This window comes from Rhizobium sp. YAF28 (assembly GCF_052113285.1).
In the GTDB taxonomy this organism is placed as follows: domain Bacteria; phylum Pseudomonadota; class Alphaproteobacteria; order Rhizobiales; family Rhizobiaceae; genus Rhizobium.
On the sequence record NZ_JBFRCX010000001.1, the window covers coordinates 669,607 to 684,482 of the forward strand.

Consider the following 14,876-nt stretch of genomic DNA (forward strand, 5'->3'; position numbering starts at 1 on the left):
GAAGACATATAGGCACATGGCGGGCACCAACAGCGAGCGTCAACTTCTGGCCGAAGGGCCGGTCATCATTCTGGTCGAGCCACAGATGGGCGAGAATATCGGCATGGTGGCGCGCGCCATGGCGAATTTCGGCCTGGCCGATCTGCGCCTCGTCAATCCGCGCGACGGCTGGCCGAACGAGAAGGCGCAGGCCGCAGCCTCCAAGGCCGATCACGTGATCGAGGGCACGAAGGTCTTCCCCACGCTGGAAGAGGCGATTGCCGATCTCAACTTCGTCTATGCGACGACGGCACGCAGCCGCGACAATTACAAGCCGGTGCGCTCCCCTGTCTTTGCCGCCGGAAACCTGCGCAGCCGGTTCCAGGCAGGCGAGGCGACAGGCATCCTGTTCGGCCGCGAGCGCTGGGGGCTGACCAACGAGGAAGTCGCGCTTGCCGACGAGATCGTCACCTTTCCGGTCAATCCGGCTTTCGCCTCGCTCAACATCGCCCAGGCGGTGCTCTTGATGTCCTATGAATGGATGAAATCGGGCATGGAGGATCTGGAGGCGGTGCCGTTCCAGGCGCTTGAACAACGGCCCTCCACCAAGGAGCAGCTCTTCGGCCTGTTCGACCAGTTGGAAGAGGCGCTCGATTCCCGCAACTATTTCCATCCGCCCTCGAAAAAGCCGAAAATGGTCGACAACCTGCGCGCAGTCCTCTCCCGCCGGGCATTCACGGAACAGGAAATCAGCGTGCTGCGCGGCGTCATCTCCTCCCTCGACCGTTTTTCGCGCGACAGTCCGCGCAAGGGCGGTTCCACTCGATCCGCCAAGGGTGCCCCGACCGATGACAGCGCCGACGAATGAGCTGAAACCCGTCCTCGTCTTCGATTCCGGCATAGGCGGGCTGACCGTGCTGCGCGAGGCGCGCGTGCTGATGCCGGAGCGCGGCTTCATCTATATCGCCGACGATGCCGGCTTTCCCTATGGCGGCTGGGAAGAGCAGGCGCTGAAGGAGCGCATCATCAGCCTCTTCGCCAAGCTGCTCGAAGACTACGATCCGGAAGTCTGCATCATCGCCTGCAACACGGCCTTCACGCTGGTCGGTGCGGATCTGCGCGCCGCCTTTCCGCAGATGACCTTCGTCGGCACAGTGCCGGCGATCAAGCCTGCGGCCGAGCGCACGCGCTCCGGCCTCGTCTCGGTGCTTGCGACCCCCGGCACAGTGAAGCGCGCCTATACGCGCGACCTCATCCAGTCCTTTGCGCAACAATGCCATGTGCGGCTGGTCGGCTCGGAAAATCTGGCGCGCATGGCGGAGGCCTATATCCGGGGTGATGCCGTTTCCGATGAGGCAGTGACGGCCGAGATCGAGCAATGCTTCGTCGATAAGGACGGCCGCAAGACAGATATCGTGGTGCTTGCCTGCACGCATTATCCGTTCATGGCCAATCTATTCCGCAGGCTGGCGCCTTGGCCGGTGGACTGGCTGGACCCTGCGGAAGCCATTGCGCGGCGCGCCCGCACGCTGGTACCGCAGGTGGCGGACGCCGTTCACCCCGATAATTTCGACTTTGCCGTCTTTACATCAGGCAATCCCGATTTTGCCACCCGGCGGCTGATGCAGGGTTTCGGGCTCAGCGCCTGAGAAGGCACTACGCGCTTTATTTCACCTGTCTCATCGCGCAAGATCTCCGCGGGGAATCGCGAGCGGGTTTGGCGCTCAAGATGTAAAGGGATGCGCCGTGCCGCTGCAAAGACTTGTCATGCTGATCTTCTTTCTGCAACCGATAGCCTTTGGCGCCTGGTTGCCGCGGATTCCCGATATCCAGGCGAAGCTTGAACTCGGCACCGCCGATCTCGCCGTTGCCCTTCTGGGATTGCCGATCGGCACGCTGATCACCCTGCCGTTTGCCGGCCGCCTCGTCTCGCGCATCGGCGGGCGCATGGCGATCATCTATGGTTTCATCTTCTTTCTTGCCGTGGTTTCACTGCCAGCCTTCGCGCCCAGCGCCATGCTTCTATTCTTTGCCTTGATGATCGTCGGGGTCGCGCTCTCGACGGTGGAACTTGGCATGAATGTCGAGGCCGATGTGACGGAGAAGGCGACAGGGCTGATCATCATGAGTCGCTGCCATGGCTTCTGGAGCCTCGGCATCATGGTCGGCAGCCTGATCGGCGTTGGCGCCATAGCCATCGGGCTTTCACCGCACTGGTCGATCCTGATCACGGCGATCGTCATCCTGCCGGCCGGGCTGATTGCCAGCCTGCGCCTGCCGAAATTGCCGGAAAGTCACCACGAGGAGAATTCGCAGGTAAAGACCGGCTTCAAGCCGCCCAGTCTTGCCCTGCTCGGGATCTGCGCCTTCGTCTTCGGCGTGACGATGACCGAAGGTGCGATCGCCGATTGGTCTGCGGTCTACCTGCGCGATGTCATGAATGCCGAGGGCGCGCAAACCGGCCTTGGATATTCGGTTTTCGCTTTCATGGTTGCGGCAGGGCGTTTCAGCGGTGATTACATGAAAGGCCGTTTCGGCGCGGTTGCCATTGCCCGCGGCTGCGGCATCGCCTCGCTTGCCGGCATGCTCGTCGTTCTCTTTGCGCCAGCGACGCCGCTTGCCCTCATCGGCTTTGCCGCAGTCGGTGTCGGCGTTTCGGTCGGATTTCCGCTCGCGGTGACGGCCGTCGCCTCGCTGACCGATCGCCCGCCTGCGTCAAGCGTTGCGACACTTTCCTTCGCAGCCCTGAGCGGCTTTCTCATCGGGCCGCCGATTATCGGCTTTCTCGGCGAACTCCTGGGCTTGCGTGTGGGGCTTGCGGTCTTGCTGGTACCGCTTTTCGTCAGCCTGCTCTGCACCCGTTTGCTGATCCCGACGCAGAAGGAGATGGCGGGCGGCCTCGTCGAGCGCGAGGCGGTGTAAAAACCTATTTTCCAGGGCTGACTTTCCCTGTGGGTTCTTGACGGTTTGACGACAACAGTGCCTGCGAATCTGCTAGAGACGGGCCGGGAATTTGTAAGGGGAATTGGACGTGCAGGTTGGCATCGATATGGGACTGGCGTCCGGCGCTCCGGCGACGCTCGATATCGAGGAGCTGCTGGCGACACGTCTGCTCGTTCAGGGCAACTCCGGCTCCGGAAAATCGCATCTCCTCCGCCGTCTGCTGGAACAATCCGCCCAATGGGTGCAGCAGGTCATCATCGATCCCGAAGGTGATTTCGTCACGCTCTCCGACCGGTACGGCCATGTCGTCGTCGATGGCGAGCGCACCGAGGCCGAGCTTGCCGGCATTGCCAACCGTATCCGCCAGCACCGTGTATCCTGCGTTCTCACGCTGGAAGGGCTCGATATCGAGCAGCAGATGCGGGCCGCTGCCGCCTTCCTCAACGGCATGTTCGATGCCGATCGCGAATATTGGTATCCTGTTCTCGTCGTGGTCGACGAAGCGCAGATGTTTGCGCCCTCTGTCGGCGGCGACGTGTCGGAAGATGCGCGCAAGGCCTCGCTTGGCGCCATGACCAACCTGATGTGCCGCGGACGTAAACGCGGGCTTGCGGGCGTCATCGCCACGCAGCGTCTTGCCAAGCTTGCCAAGAACGTCGCGGCCGAAGCCTCGAACTTCCTGATGGGCCGCACCTTCCTCGATATCGACATGGCGCGCGCCGCAGACCTGCTCGGCATGGACCGCCGCCAGGCGGAAATGTTCCGAGATCTCAAGCGCGGTCATTTCGTGGCGCTCGGCCCGGCCTTGTCGCGCCGCCCGCTGCCGATCCAGATCGGCAATGTCGAGACCTCGGCGCGCTCTTCCAGCCCGAAACTGATGCCGCTGCCGGATGCGCCGCAGGACGTGGAAGACCTGATCTTCACGCCCGACCCGGAAGAATTCCAGCGGCCGATGGTACGGCGTACGCCGCCAGCACCACGCCCGACCACAGATATTCTGGCTGAGCTGTCGCGTTCGACGCCATCGGCTGCCCCCTTGCAGGCTTCGGAACCGCGTGTGGCCCAGCCGGAAATCTCGACAGAAGAGCGTGAGGAACGGCTTGCCGGCGTGCTCGCCGAAATCCTCGACGATCCGGGCTCCGGCTTCCGGACCGATGCGGTACTCTATCAGGAATTCCTGGTGCGGCTGCGCATGCGCCGGGTTCCCGGTCCGCCGATGTCGCTGCCGGAATTCCGACGGCGCGTTGCGGTTTCGCGCTCTGGCGTCGATCCCGAAATGGCGGCAGGCGAAGCGTGGGCGACGGCACTTTCGCTGTCGAACGGCGTCACCGACGATCTGCAGGGCGTCTTCCTGATGATGGCGAAGGCTGCGATCGGCGGCGAGGCTTGCCCTTCGGACGCTCGTATCGCCCGTGCTTACGGCACGCATTCGGCAAGGCGCGCGCGCCGGCTGCTCGGTTATTTCGAGGAGCAGGGGCTCATCGTCGTGCACACGGATTTCAGTGGCAAGCGCATCGTTGCCTTTCCGGACCTGCAGGCAGAGACAGCACCGGGCTCGGCCGATGCGCCTGATAGCGACTTTCTGAAAAGCGCGGCCGAATAAACCGCGTCACACCCAGCTCTGAATGATTTCGGGGCTGGCATGGATGCAGGTGAGCTCCAACCGCGTTGTTCCGACATTCTTGAAGCAGTGTGGCGTCTCGGCATTGACGATGACGATATCGCCGACGTTGGGCTCCAGCGTCTCTTCGCCCACGGTAAAGCGCGCCTTGCCGGAGCGGACGATCCACATTTCCGTATAGGGGTGAACATGCAGGTCCGGCCCCTGGCCAGGCTCGTTGTCGATCAGGAAGATCGAGACCGGCGCGCCGTAATCGCCGCCCTCGAAACGGATGGTGCGATTGGCGAACTGCTGCTGGCTTTCACGCGGTATGACATGGAACATGATTTTCTCCTTGGATCACGCTGCAGGTTCGCTATATTTATCTTCACGAGAAGATAATCTTCTCAATTTATCTTCTCGTCAAGATAGTTTTGGAGTGACCATGGAAAAGCGAGACCATGTCGACCGGCTGCGCGCTCTCTGGGCGGAAGAGCTGCCCGATCTCGATACGACGCCGATGAGCATTCTCGGACGCATCTACCGGATCTCTAATCTGGTGCGGCCATCCATCGAGGCGACATTCTCGGAATTCGATCTCGATCGCGGGGAGTTTGACGTGATAGCGACGATTCGGCGCGCTGGGCTGCCATACAGAATGATCCCGACGGAGCTCTACAGTCTTCTGATGATCTCCTCGGGCGGGCTGACGCACCGGCTGGACAGGCTGGAGAAATCCGGGCTCATCCGGCGCGAGCGCTCTGCCGGGGACAAGCGCAGCTTCGAGGTGGCGCTGACGGAAGATGGCATCCGCCGTGCCGAAGCCGCCTTCCGAGAAGACATGAAGCGGGAACTCGGCCATCTCGAAGGGCTGGACGAGGACGAGCGTCGGGCGCTGGCCGGGCTCTTGCGCAAACTTGCCGGTTCGCTGGAACGGGCGGGCGAGAACGGGCTTGCTGCGGCAGATTCTGTTTGACAATCCTGTGACTTATCCCTAAAGACCGCCCCAGCACCGGGCAGCAATGTCCGGTGTTTCATTTGACATGTCCCGTGGATCTTTTCCGTTCGCGAATGGAAAGATCCTGTCGGGTCTCGGAAACGAGATCAAAGGAGGGCGTGTTTCCTTCGCGCGGTTTGGCAACAAACCGTCCTAACTTTTTGAAAGGAAATACGATGAGCAAGCGCGAATCGTCTAAGTACAAGATCGACCGCCGTATGGGCGAAAACATCTGGGGCCGTCCTAAGTCCCCGGTGAACCGCCGCGAATACGGCCCGGGCCAGCACGGCCAGCGCCGCAAGGGCAAGCTTTCCGACTTCGGTGTGCAGCTGCGCGCCAAGCAGAAGCTGAAGGGTTACTACGGTGACCTGCGCGAGAAGCAGTTCCGCGCGATCTTCGCTGAAGCTGACCGCCGCAAGGGCGATACCTCGGAAAACCTGATCGGTCTTCTGGAGTCCCGTCTCGACGCGATCGTCTACCGCGCCAAGTTCGTTCCGACGGTCTTTGCTGCCCGTCAGTTCGTCAACCATGGCCACGTTACGGTCAACGGCGTGCGCGTCAACATCGGTTCTTACCGTTGCAAGGCCGGCGACGTCATCGAAGTTCGTGAACGTTCCAAGCAGCTCGTTACGGTTCTGGAATCGGTTTCGCTCGCAGAGCGTGACGTTCCTGATTACGTCGAAGTCGACCATAACAAGATGGTTGCCACTTTCGCACGCGTTCCGACGCTTGCCGACGTTCCGTACCCGGTTGTCATGGAACCGCATCTGGTCGTCGAATTCTATTCGCGTTAACACGCGAGGCGTTTTCGCATACAGAAAAGCCGCCCTCCAAGGCGGCTTTTTTGTTCTCTGGAGAGAAGCCATCATGGATTTGCAGGCAGTCCTCGACAGCATCTACAAGGAGCTGAGGCCCCGCATCGGCGAGGGCAAGGTCGCGGATTACATTCCCGAACTTGCCAAGATCGATCCGAACCAGTTCGGCATGTCGATCATTACCGTCGACGGCAAGGTCTACAGCGTCGGCGATGCCGAGGTCGCCTTCTCCATCCAGAGCATTTCCAAGGTCTTCATGTTGACGCTGGCGCTCGGCAAGGTGGGCGAGGGGCTGTGGAAGCGGGTCGGCCGCGAACCCTCGGGCTCGGCCTTCAATTCCATCGTCCAGCTCGAGCATGAGCATGGCATCCCGCGCAATCCCTTCATCAATGCCGGCGCGATCGCCGTCAGTGATGTCGTCATGGCCGGCCATGCGCCGCGTGAGGCGATCGGCGAGTTGCTGCGCTTCGTACGTTACCTCGCCGACGATGAATCCATCACCATCGACGATAAGGTGGCGCGTTCGGAAACGGCGACCGGCTATCGCAATTTCGCGCTCGCCAACTTCATGCGCTCCTACCGCAATCTCGACCATCCGGTCGATCATGTGCTCGGCGTCTATTTCCACCAGTGCGCGCTTTCGATGACCTGCGAGCAGCTGGCCCGTGCCGGTCTGTTCCTGGCTGCGCGCGGCAGCAATCCGCTGACCGGCCATTCGGTGGTGTCGCCGAAGCGGGCGCGACGCATCAATGCGCTGATGCTGACCTGCGGCCACTATGATGGCTCAGGAGATTTCGCCTATCATGTCGGCCTGCCGGGCAAGAGCGGCGTCGGCGGCGGCATCTTTGCCGTGGCGCCGGGCATCGCCTCGATTGCAGTGTGGTCGCCGGGGCTGAACAAGGTCGGCAATTCGCAGCTTGGTGCCGTGGCGCTGGAAATGCTGGCAGCCCGCACCGGCTGGTCGGTTTTCGGCGATTGAGGCTGGGTTGGCCTGCGGCTTTCTGCTAAGCAGGACGCGCGCATCAGACGGGTAAGAAGATGAATATCGCAGCCAATATTGCCGACGATCTGGAAACGGCTGAAGCCGGCATCGGCCATACGCTGTTTGCCGACGCGCCGCCTTCGGTCTCCTTCAACAAGCTGCGCAAGCGCCTGCTGCGGCAGGTGCGTCAGGCCTTCGAAGACTTCGACATGCTGAAGGACCAGAAGCGCTGGCTGATCGGCATTTCCGGCGGCAAGGATTCCTACGGGCTGCTGGCGCTGCTGCTCGACCTGCAATGGCGCGGGCTGCTGCCGGTGGAACTGATCGCCTGCAATCTCGACCAGGGTCAGCCGAACTTCCCGAAGCATGTGCTACCGGAATACCTCTCCAAGATCGGCGTCAAACACCGCATCGAATATCGCGACACCTATTCGATCGTGAAGGAGAAGGTGCCGGAGGGGGCCACCTACTGTTCGCTCTGCTCGCGCCTGCGCCGCGGCAATCTCTACCGCATTGCCAAGGAAGAGGGCTGCGATGCACTCGTGCTCGGCCATCACCGCGAGGACATTCTCGAAACCTTTTTCATGAACTTCTTCCATGGCGGCCGGCTCGCCGCCATGCCGGCGAAGCTTCTGAATGATGAAGGCAACCTGATGGTGCTGCGGCCGCTCGCCTATTGCGCCGAGGACGACATGGCGAAATTCGCGACTGCCATGCAGTTTCCGATCATTCCCTGCGATCTCTGCGGCTCGCAGGACGGTTTGCAGCGCAATGCGATGAAGGACATGCTTGCCGATATCGAGCGCCGCATGCCCGGCCGCAAGGACACGATGCTGCGCGCGCTCGCGCATGTGAACCCATCGCATCTGCTTGATCCGAAACTTTTCGACTTTTCTGCGCTGAACGTCACCCAAACGTCATAATGGACTTGCTATGAGCCTCTGCAGATCCATGCAACGAGTCCAAAATGATTTTCTCAGACAATGACATAGAGTTTCTCGGCGATTGCCTCCGGCATGTCGCCGAAGAAGAGATCATGCCGCGCTTCCGCAATGCGGCTGCGGCCAATGTTTCCGAAAAGACATCTTCCGTCGATCTCGTCACGCAGGCCGACCTGCGCTCCGAGGCCTATCTGACGGCGGCGATCCGCGAGCGCTTTCCCGGCGCCCTCATCGTCGGCGAAGAAGCTTATGAGGCGGATCGTTCCGTCGTGCCAGCGCTTGCCGATGCCGATCTTGCCTTCGTGATTGACCCGGTCGACGGCACCTTCAATTTTGCGGCCGGCCTGCCTGTCTTCGGCACCATTCTGGCCGTGACCGTCAAGGGCGAGACGGTTGCCGGCATCATTCACGATCCGGCCCTTGGCGATGCAGTCGTTTCCCTCAAGGGCGCCGGCGCCTTCCAGCAGAAGCGTGATTGCGAGCCTGTCCGCCTGAAGGTGGCGGAGCCGATCGAGCTTAACCGCATGATCGGCGCCATGGCCTGCAGCCATATGGAGGAACCGGACCGTTCGCGCGTTGCCGGCAACATGGCGAAGATCCGCATGACCTTCGCCTTCAACTGCTCGGCCTATGAATATTGGATGGTCTCGTCCGGCAAGCTGCATTTCATCGGCCATCCGAAGCTGATGCCGTGGGATCATCTTGCCGGCGTGCTGACGCATCAGGAAGCCGGCGGCCACACGGCCAAATTCGACGGAACGCCTTACAGACCGGGCGAGATTTCCGGCGGCATCATCTCGGCTCCCGACAGGGAAAGCTGGGAGATGATCCGCAGCGAAATCATCGGCCACCGATAAACCGAGGGGAAAGTGCCATGACGACTGCCGTAGACACGATGAAGCTTGCCGATCTCCTGCGGCAGGCAGCGAAAGCCGAGATCCTTCCGCGCTTTCGCCGGCTGGGCAGCAGTGACGTGCGCGCCAAGACGGAAGCGACCGACCTTGTCACCGAGGCCGATGAGCAGGCCGAAAGAATGATGAAAGTCGAGGCCGCGCGCCTCTGGCCGGAAGCGCTCTTCATCGGCGAAGAATCGGTTGCCGCCGATGCAGCACTTCTCGACAAACTCGAAGGTGCCGATCTCGCCATCGTCGTCGATCCCGTCGACGGCACGTTCAACTTCGCGTCAGGCATTCCCGCCTTCGGCGTCATGGCGTCGGTTGTCTCCAAGGGCGAGACTGTTGCCGGGATCATCTATGATCCGATGGGCGACGACTGGGTCATGGCCGAGAAGGGTGGCGGCGCCTGGCTGCGCCGTCCAGACGGCGAGGCACAGCGGCTGACGGTCGCAGAGCCTGTCGCGCTCGACCAGATGGTCGGCATGGCCTCTACCGGCTACCTGCCGCAGGAGAAGCGCGCAGAGATCCTCGGCAATCTCGCGAAGGTGCGCTTCCTCACCAATTACCGCTGTGCGGCCCATGAATACCGCACCTTTGCCGGCGGGCATGTGCATTACCTGATGTACAACAAGCTGATGCCCTGGGATCATCTGGCCGGCACTTTGATCAGCCAGGAAGCCGGCGCCTATGCCGCCCGCTTCGACGGCTCGGCCTATCAGCCGCATCATGTCACCGGCGGCCTGCTGATCACGCCGGACAGGGAAAGCTGGGACATCCTGCGCCGTGAGGTCTTCACGGTCTGAGCCTGAAATCAGGCAAGGATCTGCTTCAGTGCATTCAGAAGCTTGTCGCATTCGGCATCGGTGCCGGTAGTGATGCGCAGGAAATCCTGGATGCGCTCCTTGCGGAAATGCCTGACAAGGATCGCGTGCTTGCGCAATTCTGCAGCTAGCTCCGCACCGCCGCGTTCGGCGTGGCGGGCGAAGACGAAATTGGCAGATGAGGGCAGGACCTCGAAGCCGAGTTCGCCAAGGCCCACGGTCACCCGCTCGCGGCTTGCGACGATCAGGTCGCAATGTTTCCTGAACCAGTCCTGATCTTCCCAGGCGGCAACCGCACCGGCCTGCGTCAGCCTGTCCAGCGGATAGGAATTGAAGCTGTCCTTGACCCTCTCCAGCGCGTCGATCAACGGCCGCTGACCGACGGCGAAGCCGACGCGCAGGCCCGCAAGGCCACGTGATTTCGAGAAGGTCTGTATGACGAGCAGGTTCGGATATTTCCGGACGAGCGGGATGGCACTCTCGCCGCCGAAATCCACATAGGCTTCATCGATGACGACGACCTGATCCGGATGCTCCGCAATCAGCGCCTCGATCGCTGCGAGCCGCAGCGCGGTGCCGGTCGGCGCGTTCGGATTCGGCAGAATGATCGCGCCGCAGGGCTGGCGGTAATCCTCGGTTCGTACCATCATCTTTTCGTCGAGCGGGATCTCGCGGAAATCGATGCCGTAGAGGCCGCAATAGGTCGGGTAGAAGCTGTAGGTGACGTCGGGGAAGAGCAGGGGCAGATCGTGCTTCAGCAGCGCCTGGAACGTGTGCGCCAGAACCTCATCCGAGCCGTTGCCGACGAAGACCTCGCCGGGATCGAGATCATGGCTTGCGGCGATCGCCTTGCGCAGCTTCAAACCGGTCGGCTCGGGATAGAGGCGCAGCGTGTCGTTGACCGCATTCGAGATCGCCGCCAGCGCACGCGGCGATGGGCCGTAGGGATTCTCATTGGTGTTCAGCTTGACCAGGCCGTCGATGACGGGCTGTTCGCCCGCCACGTAAGGCGTCAGGGATTGAACAATGGGACTCCAGAAACGGCTCATCGGGATCTTCTAGTCTTAGCTCTCAAGCAGCATTACATGTGAACGGCGCCGGGTTCGATCTGTGGGCTGTCACCGGGATGGGTGAAAAGCTTGCCCTTTTCGGCCCAGAGCACCATGACGACGGTAACGGCGCCGAAGACCGCGAAGCCGCCGAAAAGCGGCTGGACGGTGCCGTTGAAGAGCTGGCCGACTCCGCCGCCGAGAAGGGCGCCGAAGGTCGTCGACACGAAGCCCGTCACGGCCGTTGCCGTGCCGGCGAGATTGCCCATCGGCTCCAGGCTGATGGCCGTGAAATTGGTAGCGATCACGGCAAACATCATCAGGAGGATCGAAAAGAGCGCATAGGAGAAGGAGAAGGCCGGCGTGCCGCCAAGCGCCGCGACGAAGCCGATTGCCGAGATGATGGTGAAAAGCAGCATGGCGGCATGCGAGATACGGCGCATGCCAAAGCTGCGCACCAGCATGCCGTTCAGGAAGTTGGCAACGGCAATGCCGCCCGCCGTTGCCGCAAAGGCAATCGGCAGCCAGTCGCCGAGGCCGTAGACCTCGCCGAAGACCTGCTGCACCGAGATCACATAGGCGCTGATGACGCCGGTGAACATGGTCAAGCCGATCATGTAGCCGCAGGTGATACGGTTGGTCAGAACCGTCTTGAAGCCGTCGCCGACAGCGGCGAAGGAGAGCGGAATACGCTCGTCCGGTGGCAGGGATTCCTTCAGGCGCAGAAGCGCCCATACGAAGAGGATCGAGGCGACGATGCCGAGCAGGATGAAGATCCAGTGCCATTCGGCATAGGTAATGATCAGCTGGCCAACCGAGGGGGCAACGATCGGCACGATCATGAAGACGATCATGACATAGGACATGACGCGGGCCATCTCGCGGCCGCCGAAGCAGTCACGCACGATTGCCATGGTGGTGATGCGCACGGCCGCGCCGCCGATGCCCTGGACGAAACGCATGATCAGCAGCATTTCGAAGCTGCCGGTGGCGGCCGCCGCAAACATGCCGAGGATATAGCAGGCCAGGCCGCCGAGCAGGATGTTGCGGCGGCCGAAGGCATCCGACAGGCTGCCGAAGATGATCTGCGAGGCGCCGAAGCCTAAGAAGAACACGCCGATAACGAGCTGCGTGTCATTGCTGTTGGTCACACCAAGCGAATGGCCGATGCTGGGCAGAGCCGCCAGCATGCTGTCGATCGCCATGGCGATGCTGGCGGTCATGATGGCGATGGTCACCACGAACTCGACAAAGCCCATGCCGATGCGGGCCGAGCCCTGGTTTTCCGTGTGCGGTTTATGTGTCGGAGTCATTCGAATCCCCCTGAATGACGTAAGAACGGCCGAAAACGCGGCCGCATGAATGCGGGATGCGACGGGTTCCTACCAGGATGCCCGTCGCCTGACGTGTCTGAGAGCTTCAGTCCCGGTATGGGGCCTGATATCAGTGTCCGATATCAGTGAAGCTGGAAAGCGATGCGTCCTTCGACAGCGGCGCATGCTGCGCTCTGAACAGCCGGCCCTTTTCGGCGATCAGCACGAAAACGATGCCGATCAACGAGACGACGAAGTAGCCCACGATCATCGGCGTCGCCGTGCCGTTGAAGGACTGGCCGATCATGGCGCCGATCGATGCGCCACCGACCGTGCTCATGAAGCCGATCACCGAAGAAGCCGTGCCGGCGAGATGGCCGAGCGGCTCCATGGCGAGCGAGTTGAAGTTCGAGCCGATCCAGCCGAACTGGAACATGACCAGCGCGAAGAAGGTGATGAAGATCGGGAACGGCATCGGCTGCGGCCCGAAGACCTGCACGAGCATCCAGATGAAGCTCAACGCGCTGAAGCCTAAGAGCGAGGCATGCGACAGGCGGCGCATGCCGAACCGGCCGACGAGCTGCGAATTGATGAAGGACGAGAAGGCCATGAACAGCGCCACGCCGGCAAAGGCGACCGGAGCGTAAACGCCGAGCCCGTAAATGCCGACATAGACCTGCTGGGCGGAATTGATGAAGCCGAACAGCGCGCCGAACAGGATCGTGCTGGCAATGGTGTAACAGAGGGCGACACGGTTCGACAGGAAGATCGCAAAGCCCTGCAGGATCGAGCGCGCCGTGAACGGGCGAACATTAGCCGGATCCAACGTCTCCGGCAGGCGCAGATACATCCAGATACCAACGGCCGTCGCCATGGTGCCGATGAAGACGAAGATCATGTGCCAGGTGCTGACGAGCATGATGATCTGGCCGCTGCCGGGCGCAATAACAGGCACGACCATGAAGACCATCATGATCAGCGACATGACTTCCGCCATCTGCCGACCACCGTAGACATCGCGGACGATGGAAATAGTAATGACGCGGGTCGCGGCGGAACCAAGACCCTGGATGAAGCGCAGCGCCAGAAGACCGGCAAAGGTCGGGACGACAGCGATACCGAAGGCGGCAACGACGTAAATACAGAGGCCGATCAGGAGCGGAATGCGGCGACCAAAGCGATCGGAAAGCGGACCGTAGAAAAGCTGCGCGAGGCCGAAGCCAAAAAGATAGGCGGAAACGACATATTGGCGATGATTTTCGTTCTCGACACCGAGACTGGCACCGATCTGCTGCAGTGCGGGCAGCATGATGTCGATCGCCAGCGAGTTGACTGCCATCATGAAAGCCGCAAGCGCGATGAATTCGAGCTTGCCCATGGGCAGCCGACCCGCGGACATGGCTTGTGATGAATCTGTCACAATGAAATTCCCATAAACAGGTCAAGGCGCTGCTTAGCGCAGCGCCTCGAACTCAAGATACAGATTTGGAAACCGGACGGACGCCCGGTGACCGATCAGGCGACGGCAGTCTTAATGGTGACGCCGTTTTCCTGGAGGTGCTGCTGCAGCTCACCGGCCTGGAACATTTCCCGGACGATGTCGCAGCCGCCGATGAACTCGCCCTTGACGTAGAGCTGGGGGATCGTCGGCCAATTGGAGTAATCCTTGATGCCCTGGCGGATTTCCGAATCGGCGAGCACGTTGATGCCCTTATAGTCCACACCGATGTAATCGAGGATCTGGACGACCTGGCCGGAGAAACCGCACTGCGGAAACTGCGGCGTGCCCTTCATGAAGAGGACGACGTCGTTGCTCTTGATCTCGTTTTCGATGAATTCGTTGATACCGCTCATGGGACCTAATCCTTTCAACAGGCGGGTTAAAGGCCCGCCGTTTCAATCGTTTTCTTTAGATAGCATGTGGAAGCCGGAATTCCAGCCGCCAAAACCAAAAAAAGACCAATCCGCGACACTCTGTGGCGCACATTGTTGCCGCTGTGTTACGGCTCCTTGCTGAGGTGAGCCCGGATCTGTTCTATCTCGGTATCGGTGAAGTGCCTGAAATCCCATTGCGAGACTTCGGTCATGACGGCGAGATCGCACCCGCTCATGCACCTGCCTCGAAGAAATGCAGGTATTGCAACTTATGATGGAGAAAGTTAGGCGCGGCGCTGCCTGCTGCGTCCTGCCGCCGTGCGGCGCTTGCTGACCTGCTTGCGAGCAGGCTTACGGCTCGTCGGCGTTGCCTTGCGGGCGGTGCGGCTCGTCGTTGCAGACGCTGCCTTACGGCGCTTGCGCTTGGTCGTGGTGCGGCCCGTCGTCTTCTTCAGGATTTCCTTCAGCACGCTATTGACGACACCTGACACCAGTTCATTCACGAGATTGGCCACAAAATCCCCCTCAGCCCTATCGAAACGCACCTTACCTATTGAATTCCGGAAGAGTTCGCTTAGCAAGACGGCTCGAAGGTTTTATCCGGTTTTTCGCCGTATTTTCAGGCGAACCCGTCATCCTGACAACGGCGCACTCAACCCGCCTGA

General features: G+C 61.1%; 16 protein-coding genes. 10 read left to right on the plus strand and 6 right to left on the minus strand.

The window, feature by feature from the left end; all coding sequences use genetic code 11:
- Positions 1–16 precede the first annotated feature (16 nt).
- The 4 genes from AB4Z13_RS03470 (at position 17) to AB4Z13_RS03485 (ending at position 4,525) form a co-directional block, all read left to right on the plus strand.
- The gene (locus AB4Z13_RS03470; RefSeq protein ID WP_439015101.1) at positions 17–847 is read left to right on the plus strand and encodes an RNA methyltransferase; all 831 of its coding nucleotides are present in this window, start codon (positions 17–19) and stop codon (positions 845–847) included.
- The gene (gene murI, locus AB4Z13_RS03475; protein ID WP_439015100.1) at positions 828–1,628 is read left to right on the plus strand and encodes a glutamate racemase; all 801 of its coding nucleotides are present in this window, start codon (positions 828–830) and stop codon (positions 1,626–1,628) included. Before AB4Z13_RS03470 ends, murI begins: the two co-directional genes overlap by 20 nt.
- Positions 1,629–1,725: 97 nt before the next feature.
- Positions 1,726–2,901 (plus strand): MFS transporter, encoded by a 1,176-nt coding sequence (locus tag AB4Z13_RS03480; protein WP_442205827.1) that lies wholly within the window; start codon positions 1,726–1,728, stop codon positions 2,899–2,901.
- 109 nt (positions 2,902–3,010) lie between these two features.
- Entirely contained in the window at positions 3,011–4,525 is a 1,515-nt protein-coding gene (locus AB4Z13_RS03485) for a helicase HerA domain-containing protein (RefSeq protein WP_439015098.1), read from the plus strand.
- A 6-nt stretch (positions 4,526–4,531) separates the two neighbouring features.
- On the opposite strand, the gene AB4Z13_RS03490 is transcribed toward AB4Z13_RS03485, so the two are convergent.
- On the minus strand, positions 4,532–4,867 hold the full coding sequence (locus AB4Z13_RS03490) for a cupin domain-containing protein (RefSeq protein ID WP_113184648.1): 336 nt from the start codon (positions 4,865–4,867) through the stop codon (positions 4,532–4,534).
- 100 nt (positions 4,868–4,967) lie between these two features.
- On the opposite strand from AB4Z13_RS03490, the gene AB4Z13_RS03495 reads away from it, so the two are divergent.
- The 6 genes from AB4Z13_RS03495 to AB4Z13_RS03520 all read left to right on the plus strand — a co-directional run bounded on the left by AB4Z13_RS03495 (position 4,968) and on the right by AB4Z13_RS03520 (position 9,956).
- Positions 4,968–5,498 carry a MarR family winged helix-turn-helix transcriptional regulator gene (locus AB4Z13_RS03495; RefSeq protein ID WP_442205828.1) on the plus strand — a complete coding sequence of 177 codons (531 nt, stop codon included), beginning with the start codon at positions 4,968–4,970 and terminating at the stop codon, positions 5,496–5,498.
- Between the two features lie 197 nt (positions 5,499–5,695).
- Positions 5,696–6,313 (plus strand): 30S ribosomal protein S4, encoded by a 618-nt coding sequence (rpsD, locus tag AB4Z13_RS03500; RefSeq protein WP_113324725.1) that lies wholly within the window; start codon positions 5,696–5,698, stop codon positions 6,311–6,313.
- A gap of 70 nt (positions 6,314–6,383) precedes the next feature.
- A complete protein-coding gene (locus AB4Z13_RS03505) occupies positions 6,384–7,313 on the plus strand; it encodes a glutaminase (RefSeq protein ID WP_439017204.1) in 930 nt (309 codons plus the stop codon).
- A 59-nt stretch (positions 7,314–7,372) separates the two neighbouring features.
- Entirely contained in the window at positions 7,373–8,239 is an 867-nt protein-coding gene (gene ttcA, locus AB4Z13_RS03510) for a tRNA 2-thiocytidine(32) synthetase TtcA (RefSeq protein ID WP_310388258.1), read from the plus strand.
- A 44-nt stretch (positions 8,240–8,283) separates the two neighbouring features.
- Positions 8,284–9,114, plus strand: coding sequence for an inositol monophosphatase family protein (locus tag AB4Z13_RS03515; protein WP_442205829.1), 831 nt, complete (start codon positions 8,284–8,286; stop codon positions 9,112–9,114).
- Between the two features lie 17 nt (positions 9,115–9,131).
- Entirely contained in the window at positions 9,132–9,956 is an 825-nt protein-coding gene (locus AB4Z13_RS03520; protein ID WP_310388255.1) for an inositol monophosphatase family protein, read from the plus strand.
- A gap of 8 nt (positions 9,957–9,964) precedes the next feature.
- On the opposite strand, the gene hisC is transcribed toward AB4Z13_RS03520, so the two are convergent.
- From hisC to AB4Z13_RS03545, 5 genes are all read right to left on the minus strand, one after another.
- On the minus strand, positions 9,965–11,023 hold the full coding sequence (gene hisC / locus AB4Z13_RS03525) for a histidinol-phosphate transaminase (protein WP_442205830.1): 1,059 nt from the start codon (positions 11,021–11,023) through the stop codon (positions 9,965–9,967).
- Positions 11,024–11,055: 32 nt separating this feature from the next.
- Positions 11,056–12,336 (minus strand): multidrug effflux MFS transporter, encoded by a 1,281-nt coding sequence (locus AB4Z13_RS03530; RefSeq protein WP_113324731.1) that lies wholly within the window; start codon positions 12,334–12,336, stop codon positions 11,056–11,058.
- Positions 12,337–12,466: 130 nt separating this feature from the next.
- Complete coding sequence (locus AB4Z13_RS03535) at positions 12,467–13,714, minus strand: multidrug effflux MFS transporter (RefSeq protein WP_442205920.1); 1,248 nt, start codon at positions 13,712–13,714, stop codon at positions 12,467–12,469.
- Positions 13,715–13,851: 137 nt separating this feature from the next.
- On the minus strand, positions 13,852–14,190 hold the full coding sequence (gene grxD, locus AB4Z13_RS03540) for a Grx4 family monothiol glutaredoxin (protein WP_007826252.1): 339 nt from the start codon (positions 14,188–14,190) through the stop codon (positions 13,852–13,854).
- Between the two features lie 305 nt (positions 14,191–14,495).
- Positions 14,496–14,726: a hypothetical protein gene (locus AB4Z13_RS03545; protein ID WP_442205831.1), complete on the minus strand. Its 231-nt coding sequence runs from the start codon at positions 14,724–14,726 to the stop codon at positions 14,496–14,498.
- Positions 14,727–14,876 lie beyond the last annotated feature (150 nt).